The organism is Streptomyces sp. RPA4-2 (assembly GCF_012273515.2).
Lineage (GTDB): Bacteria > Actinomycetota > Actinomycetes > Streptomycetales > Streptomycetaceae > Streptomyces > Streptomyces kaempferi.
In genome coordinates this window covers 1,282,105-1,304,864 of record NZ_CP050975.2, presented here as the reverse complement: position 1 = coordinate 1,304,864, position 22,760 = coordinate 1,282,105, and the positions used below count along the sequence as shown (strand labels likewise).

18 protein-coding genes and 1 pseudogene are annotated in these 22,760 nt (G+C 69.2%); 11 read left to right on the top strand and 8 right to left on the bottom strand.

Features of this window, described 5'->3' with window-relative positions:
- Positions 1–33: 33 nt before the first annotated feature.
- The 4 genes from lnt (at position 34) to HEP85_RS05290 (ending at position 5,231) form a co-directional block, all read left to right on the top strand.
- Positions 34–1,647: an apolipoprotein N-acyltransferase gene (gene lnt, locus HEP85_RS05305; protein ID WP_168526627.1), complete on the top strand. Its 1,614-nt coding sequence runs from the start codon at positions 34–36 to the stop codon at positions 1,645–1,647.
- Positions 1,648–1,798: 151 nt separating this feature from the next.
- On the top strand, positions 1,799–2,272 hold the full coding sequence (locus HEP85_RS05300) for an NUDIX domain-containing protein (protein ID WP_168526625.1): 474 nt from the start codon (positions 1,799–1,801) through the stop codon (positions 2,270–2,272).
- A 61-nt stretch (positions 2,273–2,333) separates the two neighbouring features.
- The gene (locus HEP85_RS05295) at positions 2,334–3,152 is read left to right on the top strand and encodes a 3-hydroxybutyrate dehydrogenase (RefSeq protein ID WP_168526623.1); all 819 of its coding nucleotides are present in this window, start codon (positions 2,334–2,336) and stop codon (positions 3,150–3,152) included.
- Between the two features lie 153 nt (positions 3,153–3,305).
- Positions 3,306–5,231: a GAF domain-containing protein gene (locus HEP85_RS05290; RefSeq protein WP_168526621.1), complete on the top strand. Its 1,926-nt coding sequence runs from the start codon at positions 3,306–3,308 to the stop codon at positions 5,229–5,231.
- 45 nt (positions 5,232–5,276) lie between these two features.
- Here HEP85_RS05290 and HEP85_RS05285 read toward each other — a convergent pair whose 3' ends face one another.
- The 4 genes from HEP85_RS05285 to HEP85_RS05270 all read right to left on the bottom strand — a co-directional run bounded on the left by HEP85_RS05285 (position 5,277) and on the right by HEP85_RS05270 (position 10,119).
- Complete coding sequence (locus HEP85_RS05285; protein ID WP_168526619.1) at positions 5,277–6,662, bottom strand: MFS transporter; 1,386 nt, start codon at positions 6,660–6,662, stop codon at positions 5,277–5,279.
- 247 nt (positions 6,663–6,909) lie between these two features.
- Positions 6,910–7,761, bottom strand: a complete 852-nt coding sequence (locus tag HEP85_RS05280; protein ID WP_168526617.1) for a carbohydrate ABC transporter permease — start codon at positions 7,759–7,761, stop codon at positions 6,910–6,912.
- Positions 7,758–8,726, bottom strand: a complete 969-nt coding sequence (locus HEP85_RS05275) for a carbohydrate ABC transporter permease (RefSeq protein ID WP_168526615.1) — start codon at positions 8,724–8,726, stop codon at positions 7,758–7,760. The genes HEP85_RS05280 and HEP85_RS05275 overlap by 4 nt, the downstream gene beginning before the upstream one ends.
- A 76-nt stretch (positions 8,727–8,802) precedes the next feature.
- On the bottom strand, positions 8,803–10,119 hold the full coding sequence (locus tag HEP85_RS05270; RefSeq protein WP_168526613.1) for an ABC transporter substrate-binding protein: 1,317 nt from the start codon (positions 10,117–10,119) through the stop codon (positions 8,803–8,805).
- Positions 10,120–10,403: 284 nt separating this feature from the next.
- On the opposite strand from HEP85_RS05270, the gene HEP85_RS05265 reads away from it, so the two are divergent.
- A complete protein-coding gene (locus tag HEP85_RS05265) occupies positions 10,404–12,803 on the top strand; it encodes a glycoside hydrolase family 2 protein (RefSeq protein WP_168526611.1) in 2,400 nt (799 codons plus the stop codon).
- On the top strand, positions 12,800–13,828 hold the full coding sequence (locus tag HEP85_RS05260) for a LacI family DNA-binding transcriptional regulator (protein ID WP_168526609.1): 1,029 nt from the start codon (positions 12,800–12,802) through the stop codon (positions 13,826–13,828). The genes HEP85_RS05265 and HEP85_RS05260 overlap by 4 nt, the downstream gene beginning before the upstream one ends.
- Positions 13,829–14,130: 302 nt before the next feature.
- On the opposite strand, the gene HEP85_RS05255 is transcribed toward HEP85_RS05260, so the two are convergent.
- Both HEP85_RS05255 and HEP85_RS05250 read right to left on the bottom strand, forming a co-directional pair.
- Positions 14,131–14,973 carry a DUF6461 domain-containing protein gene (locus HEP85_RS05255; protein ID WP_168526607.1) on the bottom strand — a complete coding sequence of 281 codons (843 nt, stop codon included), beginning with the start codon at positions 14,971–14,973 and terminating at the stop codon, positions 14,131–14,133.
- A 283-nt stretch (positions 14,974–15,256) separates the two neighbouring features.
- A pseudogene (locus HEP85_RS05250) lies at positions 15,257–15,520 on the bottom strand (methyltransferase); the annotation flags it as partial.
- 213 nt (positions 15,521–15,733) lie between these two features.
- On the opposite strand from HEP85_RS05250, the gene HEP85_RS05245 reads away from it, so the two are divergent.
- Both HEP85_RS05245 and ltaE read left to right on the top strand, forming a co-directional pair.
- The gene (locus HEP85_RS05245; RefSeq protein ID WP_211117850.1) at positions 15,734–16,186 is read left to right on the top strand and encodes a VOC family protein; all 453 of its coding nucleotides are present in this window, start codon (positions 15,734–15,736) and stop codon (positions 16,184–16,186) included.
- A gap of 489 nt (positions 16,187–16,675) precedes the next feature.
- A complete protein-coding gene (gene ltaE / locus HEP85_RS05240; RefSeq protein WP_248001844.1) occupies positions 16,676–17,815 on the top strand; it encodes a low-specificity L-threonine aldolase in 1,140 nt (379 codons plus the stop codon).
- Positions 17,816–18,125: 310 nt separating this feature from the next.
- Here ltaE and HEP85_RS05235 read toward each other — a convergent pair whose 3' ends face one another.
- Positions 18,126–18,653: a hypothetical protein gene (locus HEP85_RS05235; protein ID WP_168526606.1), complete on the bottom strand. Its 528-nt coding sequence runs from the start codon at positions 18,651–18,653 to the stop codon at positions 18,126–18,128.
- A 208-nt stretch (positions 18,654–18,861) separates the two neighbouring features.
- On the opposite strand from HEP85_RS05235, the gene HEP85_RS05230 reads away from it, so the two are divergent.
- The 3 genes from HEP85_RS05230 (at position 18,862) to HEP85_RS05220 (ending at position 21,057) form a co-directional block, all read left to right on the top strand.
- Complete coding sequence (locus HEP85_RS05230) at positions 18,862–19,134, top strand: hypothetical protein (protein ID WP_168526604.1); 273 nt, start codon at positions 18,862–18,864, stop codon at positions 19,132–19,134.
- A 228-nt stretch (positions 19,135–19,362) separates the two neighbouring features.
- Positions 19,363–19,809: an ATP-binding protein gene (locus tag HEP85_RS05225; protein WP_168526602.1), complete on the top strand. Its 447-nt coding sequence runs from the start codon at positions 19,363–19,365 to the stop codon at positions 19,807–19,809.
- 345 nt (positions 19,810–20,154) lie between these two features.
- Positions 20,155–21,057, top strand: a complete 903-nt coding sequence (locus tag HEP85_RS05220) for a neutral zinc metallopeptidase (protein WP_168526600.1) — start codon at positions 20,155–20,157, stop codon at positions 21,055–21,057.
- 127 nt (positions 21,058–21,184) lie between these two features.
- Here HEP85_RS05220 and HEP85_RS05215 read toward each other — a convergent pair whose 3' ends face one another.
- The gene (locus HEP85_RS05215; protein WP_168526598.1) at positions 21,185–22,054 is read right to left on the bottom strand and encodes a bacteriocin fulvocin C-related protein; all 870 of its coding nucleotides are present in this window, start codon (positions 22,052–22,054) and stop codon (positions 21,185–21,187) included.
- Positions 22,055–22,760: the final 706 nt, after the last annotated feature.

Sequence of the window (22,760 nt, the reverse complement as noted above, 5' to 3'; positions counted from 1 at the left end):
CGGAGCCCAGGTCACGCGCCGTACACTCCCCGGGTGACCGCCACCGCAACCTCCGTAGACGAGCCGGAACAGCTCGAACCCCAGGCCGCGTCCGCATCGCGCGGGGCCAGACTGGCACGGCGATACGCTCCGGCCGCCGTCGCGGCGCTCTCCGGCGTACTGCTCTACGTCAGTTTCCCGCCCCGCACGGTGTCGTGGCTGGCCCTGCCCGCCTTCGCGGTCTTCGCCTGGGTCCTGCGCGGTCGCTCCTGGAAGGCGGGGCTCGGCCTCGGCTACCTGTTCGGCCTCGGCTTCCTGCTGCCGCTGCTCGTGTGGACCGGCGTCGAGGTCGGACCCGGGCCGTGGCTGGCCCTCGTCGCCGTGGAAGCGGTGTACCTCGCGCTCGTCGGCGCGGGCATCACCCTGGTGTCCCGGCTGCCCGGCTGGCCCCTGTGGGCCGCCGCCGTGTGGATCGCGGGAGAGGCGGCACGCGCGCGTGCGCCGTTCGGCGGCTTCCCCTGGGGGAAGATCGCCTTCGGGCAGGCGGACGGCGTCTTCCTGCCGCTGGCCGCGCTGGGCGGGACTCCGGTCCTCGGATTCGGGGTGGTGCTCTGCGGTTTCGGGCTGTACGAGATCGTGCGCCAGGTCGTCGAGGGCCGTCGCGCCGGTGTTGTACGACGGGGTGCCGCGGCCGTGGCGCTGCTCGCCGTCGCGGTCCCCGTGGCGGGGGCGCTCGCGGCGCGTGCGCTGGTGAGCGACAAGGCCGAGGACGGCACGGCGACCGTCGCGGTGATCCAGGGCAACGTTCCGCGCGCGGGTCTCGAGTTCAACGCCCAGCGGCGCGCGGTCCTCGACTACCACGCGCGGGAGACCGAGCGGCTGGCCGCCGAGGTGAAGGCGGGCAAGGTCGCCCGGCCCGACTTCGTGCTGTGGCCGGAGAACTCCTCCGACGTCGACCCGTTCACCAACGCCGACGCCCGCGCCGTCATCGACACCGCGGCCAAGGCCATCGGCGCGCCCATCTCGGTCGGCGGTGTCGTGGAGCGCGACGGCAAGCTCTACAACGAGCAGATCCTGTGGGACCCGGTGAAGGGGCCCCTGGACACGTACGACAAGCGGCAGGTCCAGCCGTTCGGCGAGTACCTTCCGCTGCGCTCGCTGCTCGGCGCGATCAACGAGAACTGGACGTCGATGGTGCGCCAGGACTTCAGCCGGGGTCACAAGCCGGGCGTCTTCGCGATGAACGGCACCGGGGTCGGACTCGTCACCTGCTACGAGGCCGCCTTCGACTGGGCCGTGCGCAGCACCGTGACGGACGGGGCGCAGATCATCTCGGTGCCGAGCAACAACGCGACCTTCGACCGCAGCGAGATGACGTACCAGCAGCTGGCCATGTCCCGGGTCCGTGCCGTGGAGCACAGCCGTACCGTCACGGTGCCGGTGACCAGCGGCGTCAGCGCCGTCATCATGCCGGACGGCAGGATCACCCAGCGGACCGGGATGTTCGTGGCGGACTCGCTGGTCCAGAAGGTGCCGCTGCGTTCCTCCGAGACCCCCGCCACGCGGCTGGGGATCCTCCCCGAGATGCTCCTGGTGCTGGTCGCCGCGGGCGGCCTCGGATGGGCCGGAGCCAGTGCGGTCCGTGGGCGCCGGGGCGGCACCGACTAGGTCAGGTTGCGGGAGTCCCGTCGTCCGCCCGGAGGGCGGGCCAGGCGTCGCGAGGCAGGCGGGACTCACGCAACACGCCCTGGTCCCGCGGCATTGGAGCGGGGTGCGCGGCCGCGAGCGGAGGGCGGAAGCGGACCGTTAGGGTCGGGCCATGGCTACTCCTGACTTCATCCGTACGATCCGGGCCTCCGCGGGGCATCAGCTGCTCTGGCTCCCCGGAGTCACCGCCATCGTCTTCGACGACGAGGGCAGAGTGCTGCTGGGCCGTCGTGCGGACACCGGCAAGTGGTCGGTCATCGGTGGCATCCCGGACCCGGGCGAGCAGCCCGCGGCCTGCGCCGTGCGGGAGGTCTTCGAGGAGACGGCGGTGCATTGCGTCGTCGAGCGCGTCGTACTCGTCCAGGCGCTGGACCCGGTCACCTACGCGAACAACGACACCTGCCAGTTCATGGACGTCACGTTCCGCTGCCGGGCCGTCGGCGGCGAGGCGCGGGTCAATGACGACGAGTCGCTGGAGGTCGGCTGGTTCTCGGTCGACGCCCTCCCGGAGCTGCACGAGTTCGCGATGTTCCGGATCAAGCAGGCTCTGTCCCACGCACCCGCATGGTTCGACACCACGACTTGAAGTGGAAGTGTGTGAGGTGACCACATGTATGGGGGCGGGTAGGGCTGCCTAGGGTCGAGCCATGACCGCCCCCAGCGCCCTTCCGGGCCCCCACGCCCTCCCGGGTCCCCATACCCACTCGTCCGGCCTCGACGGCCGTACCGCCCTGGTCACCGGCGCCGCCGGCGGCATCGGCCGAGCGTGCGTGCTGCGGCTGGCCGCGCACGGGGCCAAGGTACGGGCGGTCGACCTGGACACCGCGGGACTGGAAGCACTCACCGAGCTGGCGCGAGGCCTGCCGGGCACCGTCGAGCCGCACCCACTCGACCTCACCGACCTCGACGCCGCGGAGCTCGCCGCCGCGGGCACCGACGTTCTCGTCAACAACGCCGGACTGCAGACGGTGCGGCCCATCGAGGAGTTTCCGCCGGAGGTCTTCCACACCATGCTCACGGTGATGCTGGAGGCCCCGTTCCGGCTGATCCGGGGCGCACTGCCACACATGTACGGGCAGCGCTGGGGTCGCATTGTCAATGTGTCCTCGGTCCATGGGTTGCGCGCGTCCGCCTTCAAGTCGGCGTATGTGGCCGCGAAACATGGGCTGGAAGGGCTGTCGAAAACGGCCGCCCTGGAAGGCGCCCCCCACGGAGTGACCTCGAACTGTGTGAACCCCGCCTATGTGCGCACCCCACTGGTCGAGAAACAGCTCGCGGACCAGGCGCGGGCCCACGACGTTCCCGAGGAGCGAGTGCTGTCCGAGGTGCTGCTGCGGGACAGCGCGGTCAAACGGCTCGTCGAACCCGAGGAGGTCGCCGAGGCGGTGGCCTATCTGTGCGGGCCCCAGGCCTCGTTCGTCACCGGCACGTCGCTGGTCATGGACGGCGGCTGGACGGCGCACTAGGGCGTGTCGCGAAAGTCCCGTCGTCCGCCCGGAGGGCGTGCCAGGCGTCGCGAGGCAGGCGGGGCATTCGCGACACGCCCTAGCCGGTACCGTCGCCGCCGAGTTATCCACAGGGCCGGCCGGGCCGGCCCGACGACAGGTCATCCTTTGAGCATGTCCCGCGATCACGTGCAGTCCGCCGAACGCTCCGCCGACAACGCCGAGACACCCTTCCTCCACCTGCTGGCCAGAGGCGCCCCCGCCGAGGCGTACGAGCAGCCGGTCCTGCTCGCCCGCGCCGAGAGCTGTCCAGCCGCCCGCGTCGCCGCGCTCGAAGAGGCCAAGCTGCTCGCCCTGCGCGTGCGTTCCGAGATGGAGGGCCGGCGCCGTCGCGAGGCCGAACTGTCCGCGCTCTTCGAGACCGCCCACGACCTGGCGGGCCTGCGCGACCTCGACGCCGTACTGCGCGCGATCGTGCAGCGGGCCCGGTCACTGCTGGGCACGGACGTCGCCTACCTCAGCCTGCACGACGAGGCCGAGGGAGACACGTACATGCGGGTCACCGAGGGCTCGGTCGCGGCACGCTTCCAGCAACTGCGGCTCGGCATGGGGGAGGGGCTCGGTGGGCTCGTCGCCCAGACCGCCCGCCCCTACGTCACCGACGACTACTTCAAGGACGACCGCTTCCAGCACACCCGGACCATCGACGCGGGCGTCCGGGACGAAGGCCTGGTCGCCATCCTCGGCGTGCCCCTCATGATCGGGCGCCATGTCATCGGAGTGCTGTTCGCCGCGGACCGCCGGGCACGGATCTTCGAGCGTGAGCAGATCGCCCTCCTGGGCTCGTTCGCGGCCCTGGCCGCGGCGGCCATCGACACGGCGAACCGACTCTTGGAGACCCGCTCCGCCCTCGACCGCCTGGGCCGTGCCAACGAGATCATCCGGGACCGCAGCGGAGTGATCGAGCGCGCCTCGGACGTCCACGACCGCCTCGCCGAGCTGGTGCTGCGCGGCGGCGGGGTCCATGACGTGGCCGCCGCGGTGTCCGAAGTGCTCGACGGCACGGTCGAGTTCACCGGGACGGACACGGCGCCCGGCGCCGCCCTCCAGACCTCCCGCGCCGAGGGACACGCGGTGCGGCACGGTCAGGACTGGGTCGCGGCCGTGGCGGCCGGGGGCGAGCTGCTCGGCGCGCTGGTGCTGGGCGGACAACCAGGTCTCGACCCCGTCGACCAGCGCACCCTTGAACGCGCCGCGATGGTCACCTCACTCCTCCTGCTCGCCAGACGCTCGGCCGCCGAGGCCGAACAGCGCGTGCGCGGCGAACTGCTGGACGATCTGCTGGACGCCCGGGACCGCGACCCACGTCTGCTGCGCGAGCGCGCAACCCGTCTCCATGCCGACCTGGACGCCGTCCATGTGGTGCTCGCCGCCCGCCTGGACACCACCGCCGCCGATGCCGACCGCGCGGCGGACGCACGCCGACGGCTGTGGTCCGCCGCGTCCCATCTGGCCGCGACCGGACACGGACTGGCCGCCGCCCGGGACGGGGGCACGGTCCTGCTGCTCCCGCTCGGCCCGGACGAGACGGCCACCGACCTGGCCCGCCGCACGGCCGGACAACTGGGCACCGCCGTCCACGAGGCCGTCACGGTCGGCGCCTCGGCACCCCTCGAAGCCCTCGCCGCGCACCCTGAAGCGGTGGCCGCGGCGTACGCGGAGGGGCAGCGCTGTCTCGAGGCGCTGCGCCTGCTCGGGCGCGCCGGGGACGGTGCCGCGGCCGAGGACTTCGGATTCCTGGGACTGTTGCTCGCCGGGGACCGTGACATCTCCGGTTTCGTCGGGCGGACCATCGGCCAGGTCGTGGCCTACGACCAGCAGCGCGGCACCGACCTGCTGCGCACCCTCGACGCCTACTTCGCGTGCGGGATGAGTCCGGCGCGCACCAAGGACGACCTGCACGTCCATGTGAACACGGTGGCCCAGCGGCTGGAGCGGGTGGGCCGGCTGCTGGGGGAGGACTGGCAGAGCCCGGCCCGCGTGCTTGAGATCCAACTCGCCCTGCGACTGCACCGGTTGTCCACGGCCGCACGGCACTGACCCCCGTACGCGCGTACGGGGGCCGGGAGATGGGGGCGTGCGGAGTCAGGCCGTGGAACGCGCATCCGCCGCCGGCACGGAGACCTCCGCCTCGCCGTGGTCCGCCACATCGGCCAGGTCGCGGTGCCGGGTCTCCTTGGCGACACCCACCGAGATCAGGGTGAGCACGGCCGCCGCGATGACGTACAGGGAGATCGGCGTGGAGCTGCCGTAGTCGGACAGCAGCGCGGTCGCGATCAGCGGGGCGGGGGCGCCCGCAGCGACCGAGGCGAACTGGGCACCGATCGAGGCACCGGAGTAGCGCATCCGCGTCGCGAACATCTCGGAGAAGAAGGCGGCCTGGGGCGCGTACATCGCGCCGTGCAGGACGAGTCCGACGGTGACGGCGAGGACCAGGTTGCCGAAGCCGCCCGTGTCGATGAGCGAGAAGAAGGGGAACATCCACAGGCCCACGCCGGCGGCACCCAGCAGATAGACGGGCCTGCGGCCGATCCGGTCCGACAGCGCGCCCCAGGCGGGGATGACGGCGAAGTGGACGGCGGAGGCGATCAGTACCGCGTTGAGCGCGGTCTGCCGGGAGACACCGGCGGACGTGGTGGCGTACACGAGGATGAAGGCGGTGATCACGTAGTAGCTGATGTTCTCCGCCATCCGAGCGCCCATCGCGACCAGGACATCGCGCCAGTGGTGGCGCAGCACGGACACCAGCGGCAGCTTCTCCGCGGCGGAGTCCGGTGTCCGCCCGCGTTCCTCGGCCCGCGCCAACGCCTCCCGGAACACCGGTGATTCATCGACAGACAGACGTATCCACAAACCGACGACGACCAGCACGCCGGACAGCAGGAACGGGATGCGCCAGCCCCAGGCGACGAACGAACCGTCCGACAGGGTGGCGGTGAGCAGCGAGAGCACGCCGGTCGCCAGGAGCTGCCCCGCGGGAGCTCCGGTCTGCGGCCAGGAGGCCCAGAACCCGCGCCGCTTCGCGTCCCCGTGTTCGGACACCAGCAGGACGGCGCCGCCCCACTCGCCGCCCAGCGCGAATCCCTGGACGAGGCGCAGTGCCGTCAGCAGCACGGGGGCCGCCGCGCCGACTGTCGCGTGCGTCGGCAGCAGACCGATCGCGAACGTCGCCCCGCCCATCAACAACAGGCTGAGCACCAGCAGTTTCTTACGGCCGAGCCGGTCCCCGTAGTGTCCGAAGACCAGTGCGCCGAGGGGCCGCGCCGCGAAGCCGACCGCGTACGTGAGGAACGACAGCAGCGTGCCGACGAGCGGGTCGGAGCCGGGGAAGAAGAGCTTGTTGAAGACGAGCGCGGCCGCCGAGCCGTACAGGAAGAAGTCGTACCACTCGATGGTGGTGCCGATGAGACTGGCGGCGACGATGCGCTTGAGGTTGGCGGGTGGTGGGGGAGCGGTTGCCGCGGAGGCCATGTGCGCCACTTCCTTGTGTGCCGTGGGGACGGGTACGTGTGGGCACACCGTAGGAAGACGCAGGTCAGGGGCACATGTGGTGGGGCACCATACTTTGGGGGTTGGTTGTGCGTGCGGCCCCTATGCCTGCTCGCGGAGGGGTGGTTCAGCCGCCCTGGGATGCCGGTACCAGCGCCGCCTGAGATGCCCTTGTCCGTCCAGGCTGACCCGGGCAAGCCGGGTGAAGAATGCGTCATGTGAGCTCAGTTCACTTCGTCGCCCCGCGCGCGAAGCCGTTGTAGATGTACCGCTGGAGGAAGAGGAAGACGGCCAGCGTGGGCAGGATGACCAGGACCGTGCCGGCGGAGATGTCCTCCCAGTGAGCCCCGAAGGGGCCCTTGAACCGGAAGAGAGCGGTGGACATCGTGCCGAGTCCCTCGGAGGGCATGTAGAGGAAGGGGATGTAGAAGTCGTTGTACACGGTGATCCCCTTGACGATGACGACGGTTGCCACCGCGGGTTTCAGCAGCGGGAAGATGATCTTCCAGTAGATGGTCAGCGCGTTCGCGCCGTCCATGCGGGCGGCTTCGTCCAGGGATCGGGGGATGCCTCTGATGAACTGGAGGAAGATGTAGATCGACAGGATGTCTGTCCCCATGTACAGCAGGATCGGGGCCCAACGGGTGTCGAACAGGCCGAAGCTGTTGACCACTTGGAAGGTGGCGACCTGAGTGGTCACGCCGGGGACGAGGGTGGCTACAAGGAACAGGCCCATCACCAGTTTCTTGCCGCGGAAGTCGAAGCGGTCCACGGCGTACGCGGTCATGGATCCGATCAGGACTGTGCCTGTGATGGAGAAGGCAAGAATGAAGGCCGTGTTGCCGAGTGCCGTGAGCAGGTGGCCGTCGGCGAAGGCGGTGGCGTAGTTGCGCAGGTTGAGCCAGTCGTGCGGCAAGCTCAACGCCCGTCCACCGTCCGCCACTTCGTGCGGAGTCTTCAAGGAGGTCAGGAAGACGACCACGAGAGGCGTCAGGACGACGAGCGAGGCGATGACCAGTGAGGCGTAGACGAGCGTCCGGGCGACAAAGGGCCGTCGGGGACGGCGGGTGTGGGTGCTCATACCAGGTCCACCTCGTCGTCGGGCACGAGCAGGCGCTGCAGCCATGTGATCAACAGGACGATGAGAAGCAGGACGACGGCGGCGGCCGACGCCAGACCCGTCTTGTTGAACTGGAAGGCCAGCTTGACGGTCTGGATGACGAAGGTCGAGGTGCCCGTGGCGCCGCCGGTCATGACGTAGGGGATCTCGAACACGGACAGTGAGCCGGAGACGGCGAGAATGACGCTGAGGCTGATGACGGGCCGGATCCCGGGAAGGATCAGGTGCCGGAACTGCTGCCACCGGTTGGCTCCGTCGAGTTCCGCGGCCTCGTAGAGCTCACCGGGGATCGACTGGACAGCGCCCAGGAAGAGCACGAAGTTGAGCCCCGTGAACCGCCACACCGAGACGCCGGCCAACGAGATGTTCGCCGATTGCGGGTCACCGAGCCAGGCGTGGTCCGAGCCCGCCCCGAACCACGACAGAAGGGTGTCGAGGGTGCCGCCGTCCTGGAAGAAGTACAGGAAGACGAATCCGATGGCCACGCCGTTGATGAGGTAGGGGAAGAACAGGATCCCCTTGAAGAAGTTACGCAGCCGCAGGTCGAAGCTGAGGACCGTGGCGAAGTAGAGCGCTACGGCGATCTGCACCACGGCAGCTGCCAGATAGTAGAAGCTGACGAAGAACACACGGAACAGTTCGGGGCGTGTGAACAGGTCGGTGTAGTTCCGCAGTCCGGTGAGATCGCGGTCCGGGCTCACCCCGTCCCAGTCGGTGAAGCTGTAATAGATCATGTTCCCCACCGGTACGTAGGTGAACGTGATCAGCAGCCCGACCGGGATCAGGAGGAACAGCCAGGGTGTGAGCCTGCGCAGCGGAGCCGAGCGCCACGTACGCGGCGGGGCTCCCTTGACCGCCCGGGTCGTGGCGCGGCGCGGGGATGGCGAGGGGAGGTGCGCCGCCGGGGCGCGAGTCGTGTCGGACATCTCGGCCTTTCGTCGTCCAGGGATGCGGAGGCCGGCGAGGGCCGGCCGTCGCGCGTGGCCGTCCCCGCGCGGACCCTCACGAACCGGCGGTCTTCCTCGCCTCGTTCCACCGCTTGTCGAGATCCCCGAGGAAGTCGTCCAGACTGCCCTTCTGCGCTCCGCGGGCCAGGTCGACCAGCTTCTGGCGGTAGTCGGGCTTGCTCAGGCCGATCTCCGCGGCGTCGTCGATGGAGTTGACTTTTCCGGTGTCCGCTTCGGAGCGCTCCACGAACTGAACACCGCTGTCGGTGTAGGCCTTGAGCGTGTCCGGCATGGGCGCGGACTTGAGGGCTGACACCGCCCCCTCCTTCTGCGCGTAACCGGACTTGTCGGTGAACCAGTCGATCCAGGCGCGGGCGGCGGCCTTGTGCTGGGAGTGAGCGTTGACGGCCTGCTGGTAGTCGGACAGCAGGGTGGCACAGAACTTGCCGTTCTTCTGGGCCGGGAAGGGCATGAAGCCGATGTCGTCGGGGCCGGCACCGGCCTTCCTTGCCGCGTCCTGCATCTGGGTGATCGCCCAGGAGCCCAGCTGCATGCTCGCGATCTTCCCCTGGGCGATCAGGGTCTTGGAGCTTTCCCAGTTGGTGGTCGTGGGGTCCTTCTCGGACAGCTTGTCGTGCACGATGTCGTAGAGCAGTGTGTCGATGACGTTCAGGTCGCTGCCGGGCGCCCACGGGGAGTCGGTCGTGACCAGCTTGTTGCTCGACTGCGGGTCGCAGCTGACCGAGCCCAGGTTGTTGGTCCAGGCGGTCAGCGGCCACATGTCCTTGAAGTTCGTGTAGTACGGGACGGAGTCGGTACCCGCCTTGATCTTGCGCAGGTCGGTGATGAACTGCCTCGGGGTGGCGGGCCATTGCGTCACGCCGGCCTTTTTCCAGACGGCTTTGTTGTAGACGAAGCCGTTGGCGGTGCCGAAGCTCGCGATGCCGTACACCTTGCCGTTCACGCCTGTCTTGTCCGTGAACCGGTACCTCTTGCTGAGTTGCGCGGTGCTCCCCAGGGGCGCGAAGAACTTCGGGTAGTCGTCCTTGGAGATGGCGGCGGGGATCATGAGGACGTCGCCGTAGTTCTCCGTGTTCATCCGGATCTTGACCTCACCCTCGTAGTCGGTGATGCCCTGGAACTTCACCTTCACCTTCGGGTAGGCCTTGTTGAACTCCGTGGCGTACTTCTTCATCGTGCCGTTCTGCACCAGGTCCGTCCGCTGCGTCAGAACGGTGATGTCCCCCGACACGCTGCCGGGATCGGCCGGCGCGGTGGCAGCCTCGCCGGACGGCGCTCCTGCCCCGCTGCATCCGGTGAGTGTCAGTGTCGTAGCGGTGAACACGGCGGTCACGAATGGCTTCCTTGCCATGTGCCCGGCTCCCTTCCACGGTTGCGGCTCGAGCTTCCAGGTGGGCTGAGCGGCACTATGGCAGCGGCTTGGTGAACCGGTAAAGCTCGCTGCTCTTCTATGATGCGCAATCGTTATCCGGTGATTGCGGCAGCGCATCGTTTGTGCAGTTCAGGGCTATTTAGCAGGTGGGTCCAGTCATGATGGGAGAACTGAACCGGTCTATGGACAGGGCTCCGGAGGAGGGCCTAGCTTGCCTGTAGCCCGTAGACGGCGGGCCACGGTTCAGCGAGGGGAGCTGCGTCATGAAGGACATCACCCTGCTCACGAAGGGGTGGAGTCTGCAGCACGAGGGGAAGGCGCTGAGCGCCGAGGTTCCCGGCTGTGTGCACACCGACCTGCTGGCCGCGGGGCTGCTGCCGGACCCGTACATCGGTACCAACGAGCTCGACGTCGCCTGGGTGGGGGAGCGGCCGTGGACGTACACGGCGCACATCGACGCGGTGACGGCGCACGAACGGACCGACCTCGTCTTCGACGGTCTCGACACGGCCGCCGAAATCACTCTGGACGGATCAGAGTTGGGTCGGACCCGCAACATGCACCGGGCATACCGCTTCGACGTCACCGGCCGGTCCGGAGAACTGAGGGTGCGATTCCTGTCGGCGTACGCGGAAGCCGAAGCCGTGCGGGAGCGTACGGGTGACCGTCCCAATGTGTATCCGGCGCCTTCGCAGTACATCCGCAAGATGGCCTGCAGCTTCGGTTGGGACTGGGGGCCCACCCTCGTCACGGCCGGCATCTGGCGTCCGGTCCGCCTGGAGCACTGGTCCACGGCCCGTATCGCCCGGGTGCGACCGCTGGTCACCGTGACGGAAGCGGCGGGACGCGTGGAGGTGCACTTCGAGGTGGAGCGGTCCGTGGCGGGCCACGGGCGTCGGCTGACGGCCGGCGCGACCGTCGCCGGCGCCCACGCCGAAGTCCAGTTCACCGGTACTCGTGCGGTCCTGACGCTGGATGTACCGGACCCCGCCCTCTGGTGGCCGCGCGGCTATGGCGAACAGACCCTCCACGAGCTGGAGTTGGTGGTTTCTGAAGGTCGGGACGTGCTGGACGTGTGGCGGCGCCGCATCGGCTTCCGCACAGTCGAGCTGGACCGGACGCCCGACGAGCACGGCACCGCTTTCACCTTGGCCGTCAACGGTGAACGTCTCTTCGCGCGCGGCGTGAACTGGATCCCGGACGATGCCCTCCCCTCCCGCGTCACAGCCGAGCGCTACCGACGGCGGCTCACCCAGGCCGCGGAGGCCAATGTCGACCTCGTCCGTGTGTGGGGCGGAGGAATCTACGAGGACGATGCCTTCTACGACATCTGCGACGAGCTCGGCCTGATGGTCTGGCAGGACTTCCCGTTCGCGTGCGCCGCGTACCCCGAGGAGCAGCCGCTGCGCGGCGAGGTGGAGGCCGAGGCGCGCGAGAACGTCGTGCGTCTCATGCCGCACCCCTCCCTCGTGCTGTGGAACGGCAACAACGAGAACCTCTGGGGGTTCCGTGACTGGGGATGGGAGCCGGAACTGGCCGGTGACTCGTGGGGTGGGGGGTACTACCTCGACCTGCTGCCGCGCCTGGTCGCCGACCTGGACCCCACTCGGCCCTACACCCCCGGGAGCCCCTGGTCGGGCAGCTGGGAGCGGCACCCCAACGACCCGGCCCACGGCACCCATCACTCCTGGGAGGTGTGGAACCGGCGCGACTACGCCGAGTACCGGGACAGCGTTCCCCGGTTCGTCGCGGAGTTCGGCTGGCAGGCCCCGCCCGCGCTGGCGACCCTGCGGCGGGCGTTGCCGGGAGAGACACTGGCGGCCGACTCGCCCGGCATGCTCCACCACCAGAAGGCGGAGGACGGCAAGGGCAAGCTCGACCGGGGAGTGAACCGGCACTTCGTCCTGCCTGAGGGCGACTTCGACCGCTGGCACTACCTCACCCAGGTCGTCCAGGCCCGCGCCGTGGCCGCCGGGATCGAGCACTGGCGGGCGCACTGGCCCATGTGCGCGGGCACGGTGGTCTGGCAGCTCAACGACTGCTGGCCGGTGTCGTCCTGGTCCGCCATCGACGGGGACGGACGACTCAAGCCCCTCTACCACGAGCTCCGCCGCCTCTACGCCGACCACCTGCTCACGATCCAGCCCGATCCCGGAGGTACGACCCTGGCCCTGGTGAATCAGTCGGCTCACCCCTGGAGTACTACGGTCACCCTGCGTCGGCTCACCACGGACGGCTCGCAGACCGGCCAGAGCACCTGGGAGGTCGAGGTCGCTCCGCGCTCGGTGACGCGGACACGGGTTCCACCGAAGGTGGCGGTGGCCCCGGCGGCCGACAAGGAGTTCCTGGTGGCCGACGCGGACGGGCTCCGCGCCCTGCACATTGCGGTGGCGGACCGGGACTTCGACTACCCGAGTCCGCGGTTCGACGTGCGGATCGATCCGGTGGATGGGAAGGGCGATAGAGTCGACGTCGTGGTCACCGCACACACCCTGGTACGCGATCTGCTTCTGCAGCCCGACCGCCTGGCCCCCGATGCGACCGCGGACCGCGGGCTGACCAGCCTGCTGCCGGGTGAAGAGGTACGCATCCAGGTCCAGGGATGGACGGGGCGCGACGTCCAGGCGGTACGTGCCGCCCTGTTCTGTGTGGAGCCGGCGTGAGCGCTCCGTCCGACCGTGTCACCATCCGGGACGTCGCCCGGCACGCGGGGGTGTCCACGGGGGCCGTCTCCATCGTGTTCAACGACAAGCCCGGAGTTTCCCCGGCCACCCGTGAGCGGATTCTCGAGGCAGCGCGGGAACTGGGATGGACCCCCAACAGCCGGGCGCGCAGCCTGTCCGGAACCCGGGTGGACACCGTGGGACTCGCCATCTGCAGGCCGGCGCGACTGCTGGGGCTCGAACCGTTCTACATGGAATTCATCTCCGGCATCGAGAGCGTACTCACCGACCGGTCCTGCTCATTGCTGCTGCGCCTGGTGCGGGATCTCGACGAGGAGATCGGGCTCTACAAGCAGTGGTGGCAGGGGCGGCAGGTCGGTGGGTCCATCGTCGTCGACTTCCATGAAAACGACCCACGCGTCTCCGCGCTGGAGAATCTGGGCATGCCCACGGTGGCCGTGGGTCACCCCTCCCTCACGGGGGCCTTGACGTCCGTGTGGACCGACGACGCCACCGCGGTCGCGGAAGCCGTCCGCTATCTCGCCGCGCTCGGACACCGCCGCATCGCCCGCGTGGGGGGCCCGGCCGGCCTGGGGCACAGCGCGATCCGCACGACAGCGTTCGACTCGGTGGCACGTGAGCTCGGACTCGAGAAGGGCCCGCAGGTGGCCACCGGCTTCGCGGGCGAGGACGGCGCACGCGCCACCCGCTCGCTGCTCCTCACTCCCGACCGGCCCACGGCCATCGTCTACGACAACGACATCATGGCGGTGGCGGGCGCGGCCGTGGCGCAGGAGTTCGGGCTCACCGTCCCGGGCGACCTGTCACTGCTGGCGTGGGACGACTCGCAGCTGTGCCGTCTGACCCATCCCCCGCTCTCGGCGATGAGCCATGATGTGCACGGCTTCGGAGCCGAGGTGACACGCACCTTGTTCGCCGTCATCTCCGGTCAGAGTCCGCCTTCCCATCAAGCCTCCACACCCAGCCTCACCCCACGCGGCTCGACGGGTCCCCCACCGCGCTGAAGCGGGCAGGCCGGGGCGCCCGCGTGAGACCGACCCGCCCGGCGGCTGTTGCCGCCGGCGCCCGTACTGAGGCTCGACTGCGGATCGCGACCTGGATCACCGGCTTCTACGGGAGCGCATGGCGGGGTTCGGCCTCATCGGTCTGTCGAGAAGCCTTCGTTCAAGGCAGCTCGCAGGCAGGCGATCAGATCACCGGTCGGAAAGAGGCGGCGCAGAAGGTTCCCTTGTCGCCGGTGGTAGTCGGACGACAGGAGGTCGGACCACTGCGAAGAGGTCGGCTGTCCATTCCACGTGGTCGCGCGCTACTCACCTGTCTCGTGCTCCGAACGAGCCGTGGCCGGTGCATCGTTGTAGGTGATCACCACCGGCGCGTTCGCCTCCGCCCGTACGCGGTCCGACGCCGTCGCGATCTCCTCGTAGGTCCATTCCCTGTGCAGGCGCTCCCCCTGGGCATCGGTGATGTCGATGACCACGCTGGTCCACTCCTCGGCGGGCTGTTCGGGGACGAGTCCCAGCTCGTACGTAGCGTCCTGGAGGAGGGATTCGGTGATGCGTATGCCGGTGAGTCTCTCGGCCAGAGCGAGGACCGCCGCCTTCCGGTCGACGTCCGGGGCGCTCTCGTCGTGCTCCCCCTCGGAGGTCAGGGGGAGGCCGACTTCCCGCAGCAGGGGGATCAACTCGTCGGGGTTGCTGCCGTCGCGCGACGAGGGGCCTTCGAACGTCGTACGGAGCTCACCGTCCTCGAACCAGTGGAAGAGGTGGATGGGCTTGCCACCGTTGGTCGAGTGCGCCACGACCCGACCGCCCTTCGACAGCGTCTCCACGCACGGCGGCGCGATCCCCAGGCCGCCGTCGAAGCCGAGGACGAGTGTCCAGTCGCCCTTCTCACCCGGAGCGCTGAAGGCGCCCGCGACGTAGGACTCGTCCCAGTAGTCGTAATCCACCTCGGCGCGGTGAGCGTCGTCCGCCTCGATCAGGCCGGCCGTTCCCTCCCCGGTGCCGCGCGGTTCCGCCTCCATTGCGCGCAGCACCTCGCGGGGGGTCCGTCCCTGTATCAGTGTCAGGGTGTATCCGCTCTCCCTCATGTGGCGGAAGATCGGAGAGGTGCGGATCCAGGCGTAGTCGTGCGCGGTCACCGAGTTCATACGGCGCAGTGTGCCTGATTGCTCTGACAACGCCCGGTGCAAGCCGGTTCTTACGGCTGGAGCTGATCCTCGGGTCGCTGTCGCATACCCGACTGGTCCAGGAGGGCTCGGCGACGGCGGTCACGTCGGGGATGACGTCCTTGGCGCGTCGCGCGATCCGCGTCGCTCCCCCCGGCGTGACTGTCCGGGACCTGGTGCAGGTGCCGTGGCACCCCCGTGCACCACCGCTGCGTCGCGGCTGCCTCGGCAGGACGCGCACAGAACTCGGCACATTGCAGACCACTCACGAGCTGGACCTGGATCCGGTGTTCGCCGACCCGACCTTGCGGGCGTGCAGCACACTGCCGTCCAGGGGCAGTGGCGCCCGGTCCACCAGGGTAAGGCCCGCGTCGGCGAACAGTCGGGCGTAGTGGTCCGCGCGCCGTTCGCGGCCGCCTACGTTGCACATCATGTGCAGGTCCCAGGCCGTGGCCAGTGAGGCCGAGCCGTCGGCGGGCAGGACGCGTTCGACGACGAGCAGATCGGCGGTGTCGGGCATCGCGCGGGCGCCCGTGCCGGGTTCCTCGCCGCCAACACCGTGCGGATCCTGGAGCGGCACGGTCTCGCCGAGGGGCCTAAAATCTGTGTTCACACGGAAATCACCTGAATGCCCGGCTGCTGCTCGACGAGGCCGGGATCTTCGTCCGCGCACCGATGAGTTCCGCAGGCTCGGCCGGTCTACCCCGTCGTACACCACCGAACCTCGGACTGGAGACCCACCATGGCCACTCCCGCACACGCCGGTCGCATGCTGTTCGTGAACATCCCCGTGGCGGACATCGAGCGCAGCAAGGCGTTCTTCGCGCGGCTCGGGTTCAGCTACAACCCGATGTTCACCGATGAGACCGCCGCCTGCATGCTGGTCGGGGAGCAAGCCTCCGTGATGCTGCTCAGCCACGAGACGTTCGCGAAGTTCGCGAAGCTGCCGATGGCCGATCCCACCACGCACACGCTGGCGCTCTACTGCTTCAGCGTGTCAGCCCGCGACGAGGTTGACACGGTCGCTGAGGCGGCGCTCGCCGCGGGCGGCTCCGAGGCGGATGGCCCCGAGGACCACGGCTTCATGTACTCACGCAGTTTCTTCGACCTCGACGGGCACGGCTGGCAGGTCATGTGGATGGATCCGTCGAGCACCTCGGACAGCTCGGCTTCCGGCACGTCCGCGAGGGCGTGATCCTGCCCGGACCGGTGGTTGTCGCCGGCTCGAGCACGCTCTGATGCCGTTGGTGCAGGTCGGCACGGTTCTTCGATCGATACGTCGTGGTGAGCACGGACCGATGGCCTGGGGCCGCGGTGGGGTGGCGGCGCCTCCCCGGTGGGCGAGTTCGCGTCGGACGGCCGAGGCTCTCGCCGTGGGCCAGTTCCAGATCGTCCCGCAGGGCTTGAACCACTTCTCGGTGCTGCTTCTTGAGGTGGGCGATCTGGCCGGTCAGCGCGAGCACGAGAGCGCTCTTCTCGTCGGGAGGACGGTCGGCGCGGGAGCGGGGCGGGCTTGTGACCGCGGGCGCTGGACGCGTTCGCGCAGGTCGGGGTGGCGCGGGAACCGCCGGTCCGTCCGCCTGACGTACAACGAGTGGGACGGAACGCCCCCGCCTGCGCGGGGACCACGTGATCGTCGTCCCCCGGGCGGTCACGGCCCCTCCAGCCGTGGCAGAGTGTGCGTGTGCCGACCACCGATAGCGCCCGCGCCGCTGACCCCGTCGATGTCTCCCACGCCGAGAACGAGGCGGACGCCGCCCGTGACGAGCCCGGTCACCTCATCGATCTGCGCAGCGACACCGTCACTCGGCCCGGCGAGGCCATGCGCCGGGCCATGGCCGAGGCCGAGGTGGGGGACGACGTCTTCGGTGATGACCCCACCGTCAACGCGCTCCAGGAGCGGATCGCCGGGCTCCTCGGATTCGAGTCCGCGCTGTTCGTCTCCTCGGGGACGCAGAGCAACCTGTGCGCTCTGCTGACCCACTGCGGTCGCGGAGACGAATACATCGCCGGTCAGATGGCCCACACGTACCGGTGGGAAGGTGGCGGCGCGGCCGTGCTCGGAGGCATTCAGCCCCAGCCGCTGCCGCATCGAGCGGACGGGACGCTGGACCCGCAGGACATCGCGGCGGCCGTGAAACCGGATGACCCGCACTTCGCCCGAACCCGGTTGCTCTGTCTGGAGAACACCGTCGGCGGACGGGCTGTGTCCATGGACTACCTCAAGACGGCCACGCAGATCGCCCGGGACCGTGGACTCGCCACCCATCTTGACGGGGCGAGGCTGTTCAACGCCGCGGTGGCCGGCGGGGACGACCCGTACGACCAGGCACGACGGATCGCCGGTCACTTCGACAGCGTCTCGGTCTGCTTCAGCAAGGGACTGGGAGCGCCGGTCGGCTCGGCGCTCGTGGGGTCCCGGGAGTTCGTGGCGGGTGCGCGACGCTGGCGCAAGGTTCTCGGCGGCGGGATGCGTCAGGCGGGCGTCCTGGCGGCTGCGGCTCTCCACGCGCTTGACCACCACGTGACGCGGCTCGCGGACGACCACGCGCACGCCGCGCTGTTCGCCGAGGGATTGAAGGGGCTGGAGGGGCTGACCGTGGATCCGAGCGGGACCAACATGGTCTTCGCGAAGCCCGCTCCCGGCCTCGATGCCGACGAGGTGAGCGCCCGGCTGGAGCGTCGTGGCCTCCTGTGCGGGGCATACCCGGGCCAACTGCGCTTCGTGTTCCACCTGGACGTGACGCGCGGGGACGTGGAACGCGCGGTACGGATCGTGCGCGAGACCGTGGCCGAAGCGATCGGCGGGCCGGCCGAGAGCTGACCGTCCCCGCTTCCACCGTGATGGGCTGCTCGGGTGGTCACGGGCCCAGGTTGCTTGCGTGGGCGGGCTCAAGAGCGCCCAGTTGTTCGCATCCCGGGCCTTCACCGAACGTGCCAGGGCCTCGGGCCTGCTCCCCTCGATGTGCACGATCGTGCCGGATGAACTGGCGTCTCTCATCGGGCCGTCGCTGCCCGAGCCGGCACCGAAGCAGGTCGAGGACGGCCGTGGATACGACATCCACGAAGCCCTCCTCGGCCTCGGCACCCGCCCCATCACCCACCGACACGTCCAAGGCCTTGGGTGGGACCTCTCAGGAGGCCAGTGCCGGGGCGGGGCCGGGACGCGGGGTGAGCGCCTCCAACCGCTTGATCCTCTTCCGTACGACGTACAGGGGGATCACCCCGAGGAATCCGAAGGACATGTCGATGACTGTCCACCAGAAGGGAATTCCGCGCAGCGGCCCGCAGATCAGCGCGAGCGGGACGATGCCGGCGCAGGCGATCATGCCGAACTCGACGACCCAGATGTTGCGGACGGGGTCGCGGTACGGCCCGTAGAAGGCCACCGCGATCACGAGATGGGCGAAGGCCAGCCAGTCCGTGCCGTACAGCAGGAAGGGGTACTCGGCGTCCGCGGTGTCGAGCCCGCGGCGTACGCGCTCGATCCAGTCCATCAGGGCGGGCAGGTGCTCGGGCACGGACAGGGAGCGCAACAGGTCCTCGGTCCAGTGCAGTTCGTGCACCAGGGGGAAGGCCGTGGCGCCGCTGAGCACCAGGCAGACGATGAAGAAGACCAGCCAGGCGCGAATGCCCTTCACCAGGGCGGCTCTGTCGCTCATGGCATCAGCGTACGCCTCAAGTTGAACATGTTCAAAACTGCTTCGACCGGCCGCCGCACCGACCCTCCCGGCGTCCGCTCTTTGCTCAACTGCCCGCGAGGCGAGGGACCTTGGTGACGACAGACAGGCATGACCCATCGATCACGGGTAACCCGAAAGAGACTGAAAGGTCAGAGGTGACTCAAGGCGACATTTCGGGAGAAGAGTTATGACGAGCTACAGCGGAAGTGGTGCGCAGCGCACGAGCCGGACCAGCGGTCTGGCGGTCGCGGGACTGGTCTGCGGCATCGTCGGCCTGTTCATCCTGCCGATCATCCTGGGACCCCTGGCGATCGTCTTCGGTGCCTTCGCGCTGCGTCAGACCGGGAGCGCGATGCCCAAGTGGGACATCGGTCTGGGTGTGGCCGACCTCCTGCTGATGGTCGTGATGTTCGTCGTCGCCGCGAACAACGGCGGCAGTGTCTTCTGGCACGTCGGCTGACCCGGCCGGTACGTGATACATCCACGGCTTCAGGGCTCCAGGTCACCGCGCCCGCGCCGTTCCCGTTCGGGGGACGCGTGGGCGCGGTGCCGAGCTCCGGCCGAATGCGGTGGTCGTGCGTGTGGAGGACGACCGGTCGGCGTGATCGGGGCGCCTGCCCGCACGGGCCCGGGGTACCCGGCCCTTGCACGGACCTGAGCGGACAACGGCAAGGGGAGTGAAGACACAGTGGCAGTCAAGGCCATGGGCTGGGCACACTCGTTCGCGGTGTCGGGAGGCGTGCGGGCCGGACGGCACTGGACACGCGACCATCTCAGGTCCCTGCCATGGGCCGCCGAAGAACCCGACACGGCGGACGCGGTCGTCCTCTGCGTGTCCGAACTTCTCACCAACGCCCACGTCCACGCCCACAGCGATGCCCATCTCGTCCTCACCTGGGACGGTGACTGCCTGCACGTGAGCGTCCACGACGAGGACCCCACCCTGCCCCGGCAGCGCGACCCGGAGGCCGGCGCGACGTCCGGACGGGGCGTGGGCATCGTACGCGCCCTCGCTGACGACTGGAGCATGAAGTGCCAGCGGCACGGCAAGACCGTGACCGCATGCTTCCGCCCGGCCGCCGCCCACCGGGAGACAGAGGATCCGCCGCATGTGCCGACCCACCCAGCCGGATAGGGAAGCGTCTGCTGAGCGCGGGCTGCTGCTCTGTGTCTGCGCGGGGCGCTGCGGGCACGCGGTGGTGGTGGACCGTGAGTTGTACGTTTTCTCGCGGCCGCCCGCGCCGGCGAACACGTCCGCCATCCGGCCCCGGACGGACTGATCCCGCCTTGAAGTCGGCCGCCTCGTCACCGTCTTGGCGCAGCGTGTACCTGTCGCGCGGGTGGGGACAGGCGAGACGGAGCGTGTCTTTTGACGGCGTACATCCATCGCGGCGTGCTGGACGTGAACCACCTTGCGCGGGGTAGGCGGGCGTCATGACGCGGGGCGGGCCGACGCGCTGCTCGAGGGGAAAGTCAGCGAATGGAATTCGACGACGACGCTGCCCTGGACACGTCCGAGGTGCAGGACAATCGTGGCGGGGCGCTGGGCGGTATCCCGGGCGGCGGGAAGACCGTCGGTGGTGGAGTGGTCGGGCTCCTGGTGTTGGTCGTCTCGGTGGTCTTCGGGGTGGATCCGGGCCTGTTCGGCTCGGACGGCACCGCCGGCTCGCCGGGCACCGGTGGGGGAGCGGGTACGTCCGCCGGCGACCTGGCGGCCGACTGCCGGACCGGCGCCGACGCCAACCGCAAGGAAGAGTGCCGGATCGTCGCCGTGGTCGACAGCGTCCAGGCGTTCTGGAAACAGACGGAGACCGCCGCCGGCAAGTCCTACGAGCAGGCCCCGACGTTCCTGTTCACCAGCAGCGTGAACACCGGCTGCGGGAACGCCACTTCCGACGTCGGCCCCTTCTACTGCTCCGCCGATGACAAGGTCTACCTCGACCTCGGCTTCTTCAACGACCTGAGCAGCAAGTTCGGTGCCGAGGGCGGTCCCTTCGCCGAGGCCTACGTCATCGCCCACGAATACGGGCACCACATCCAGGACCTCAGCGGCACGATCTCCCGGGGCGGTGGCCAGGGCCGGAACAGCGGCTCGGTGAAACTGGAACTCCAGGCGGACTGCTACGCCGGAGTGTGGGCCCACCACGCCACCACCACCCCCGACCCCAAGAGCGGAAAACCGCTGATCACCGAGCTGACCCAGGACGACATCAACCGCGGGCTGGACGCGGCCGCCGCCGTCGGCGACGACCGTATCCAGCAGCGGTACCAGGGCAAGGTCACGCCCGACACCTGGACCCACGGCTCCGCGAGCCAGCGCCGGCAGTGGTTCTCCACCGGCTACAGCTCCGGCAGTGTCACCCGGTGCAACACCTTCGGCTGAGAACCGTGCCGAGAGGGCGGGACCCGAGCGACGTGGGAGTGTGCGGCACGGGAAGCCGGCCGAGGCGATCCGGCGGATCTTCGATGACTTGGGGGGCCCGTTCGGTTCCCCGAAGTCCGGGGTGGCCTCAGGGGGCGCAAACGCCGCTGCACGGTCCCAGCCACAGTGGACCGCAGCCGTAATCGGTCCAGTTGCACCACCACGGTGAGGCGTAGCACACCATGTCGCAGCTTCCGGTCCCCGCGCACTGGGAGTTGCAGTCCATCACCTGGGTGCTCTGGTCGCTCCGGGGTGCCGCGCCTTGCGTCTCGGCAGGGCCCAGCGCCATGAGGATCGCCCGCGCCCCGCTCTCGCCGAACGCCGCCACAGTCGCCGTCTCCAGCCCTCGGACGGCTGCTCCCTGCTGGCGCCCCGCGATGATCTGCGGTGCCAGCCGCGTCGCGTCGTCCAGGACGGCGGACTGCTCGGCCGACAGACCGGGGTGTGTCTTCCGGTAGTTCGCGAAGTGCGCCACCCAAAGATCACTCCGAGCCGAAGCGGACAGCGCGCCGTAAATGGCGCGCCGGTAGTCCGCGGGGTAGGAGGTGAACTCGGAGTATCCGGAGGGCAGTCGGTCGAGGTTGGCCTTCACCCATCGCGCCGCCTTGCTGCCCTTGGCGCGGGTCACAGCCTGCGCGGGTGAGGCTGCCAGGCCTCCGGTGACCAGAAACGTTCCCAGGGCCAGCCCCGGCACGGCCTTGAGAATTCCTCGACGGCTCGGGGGCCGCAGCACATCGAGGTCGCGGAGCGCACGCACCACCCGCAGCGAGGCCGACGGCCCCAACAGCCTCGCCAGGCGGAGGGACAGCGCGGTTCCGGTCCAGGCCCGCACCTGGTCGCCGTTGACCGCCAACAGGGTCGGGGCCCACTCGGCCCCGTCCCCCAGGGCACGTGCGCGCAGGCCGCGAATACGGGGTTCCGTGAGGCCCGCGGTGGTCAGCGTGCCGTCGACGGACACACGAACCCGATCCACCACTTCTTCGCAGAATCGGCAGTCGGCGTCGAATGCCAATATCCACTCGGTCACAAGCTTCTCCCCACGTCTATGTGACAACCCGTCCCTTGGTGCCGGTGCGGTGTGAGTTTTCACGCCGGTCCGTAGCACGCCGCTCAGTACTCTTGCGCGCTTCGGGTCTACCTGAGGAGAAATCATTTGCCGGGGCGTTTGGAAGCGTCAATCATTTCGACGAGGATCGAAAGGTTTCACCTTCACGGGCCGTGCTTACGGCGGGAGCAGACCCGTTGCCAGTGCACCTGTCCAACCTCGATTTTCTTGATGGACCGTCGACGAACCCGGCGGCTCATTTCGTTGCCGATGGCTGAGACCGGGCAGGCCGAGGGTTCGGGGGTCGTCGCGGGGGGACGCCGGTTTCCACTGCTCCGGGTGGGAGTGACGCTGCTTGGTAGGAGTGGCGAGTCGTTCGAGGGGGTCTGTGATCTCGCTGGTTCAGGGCCAGCGGCGGGGAAGTCGAAGGAGGAGGCGCAGGCCGGTGGTGTCGAGCCGGCCGGAGACCGTGGGGGGACATGGCCTGGTCAGCCGCACCAAACTTCACGACGCCTTCGTCTCGCTCGCCGGCGGCCTCATCTGCGGGAGACGGCTTCGAAAGCCCAAGAACGACTGACCGGTGTCAGAGCAGGCCAGGGCCCCAACAGGCTCCTTCCGA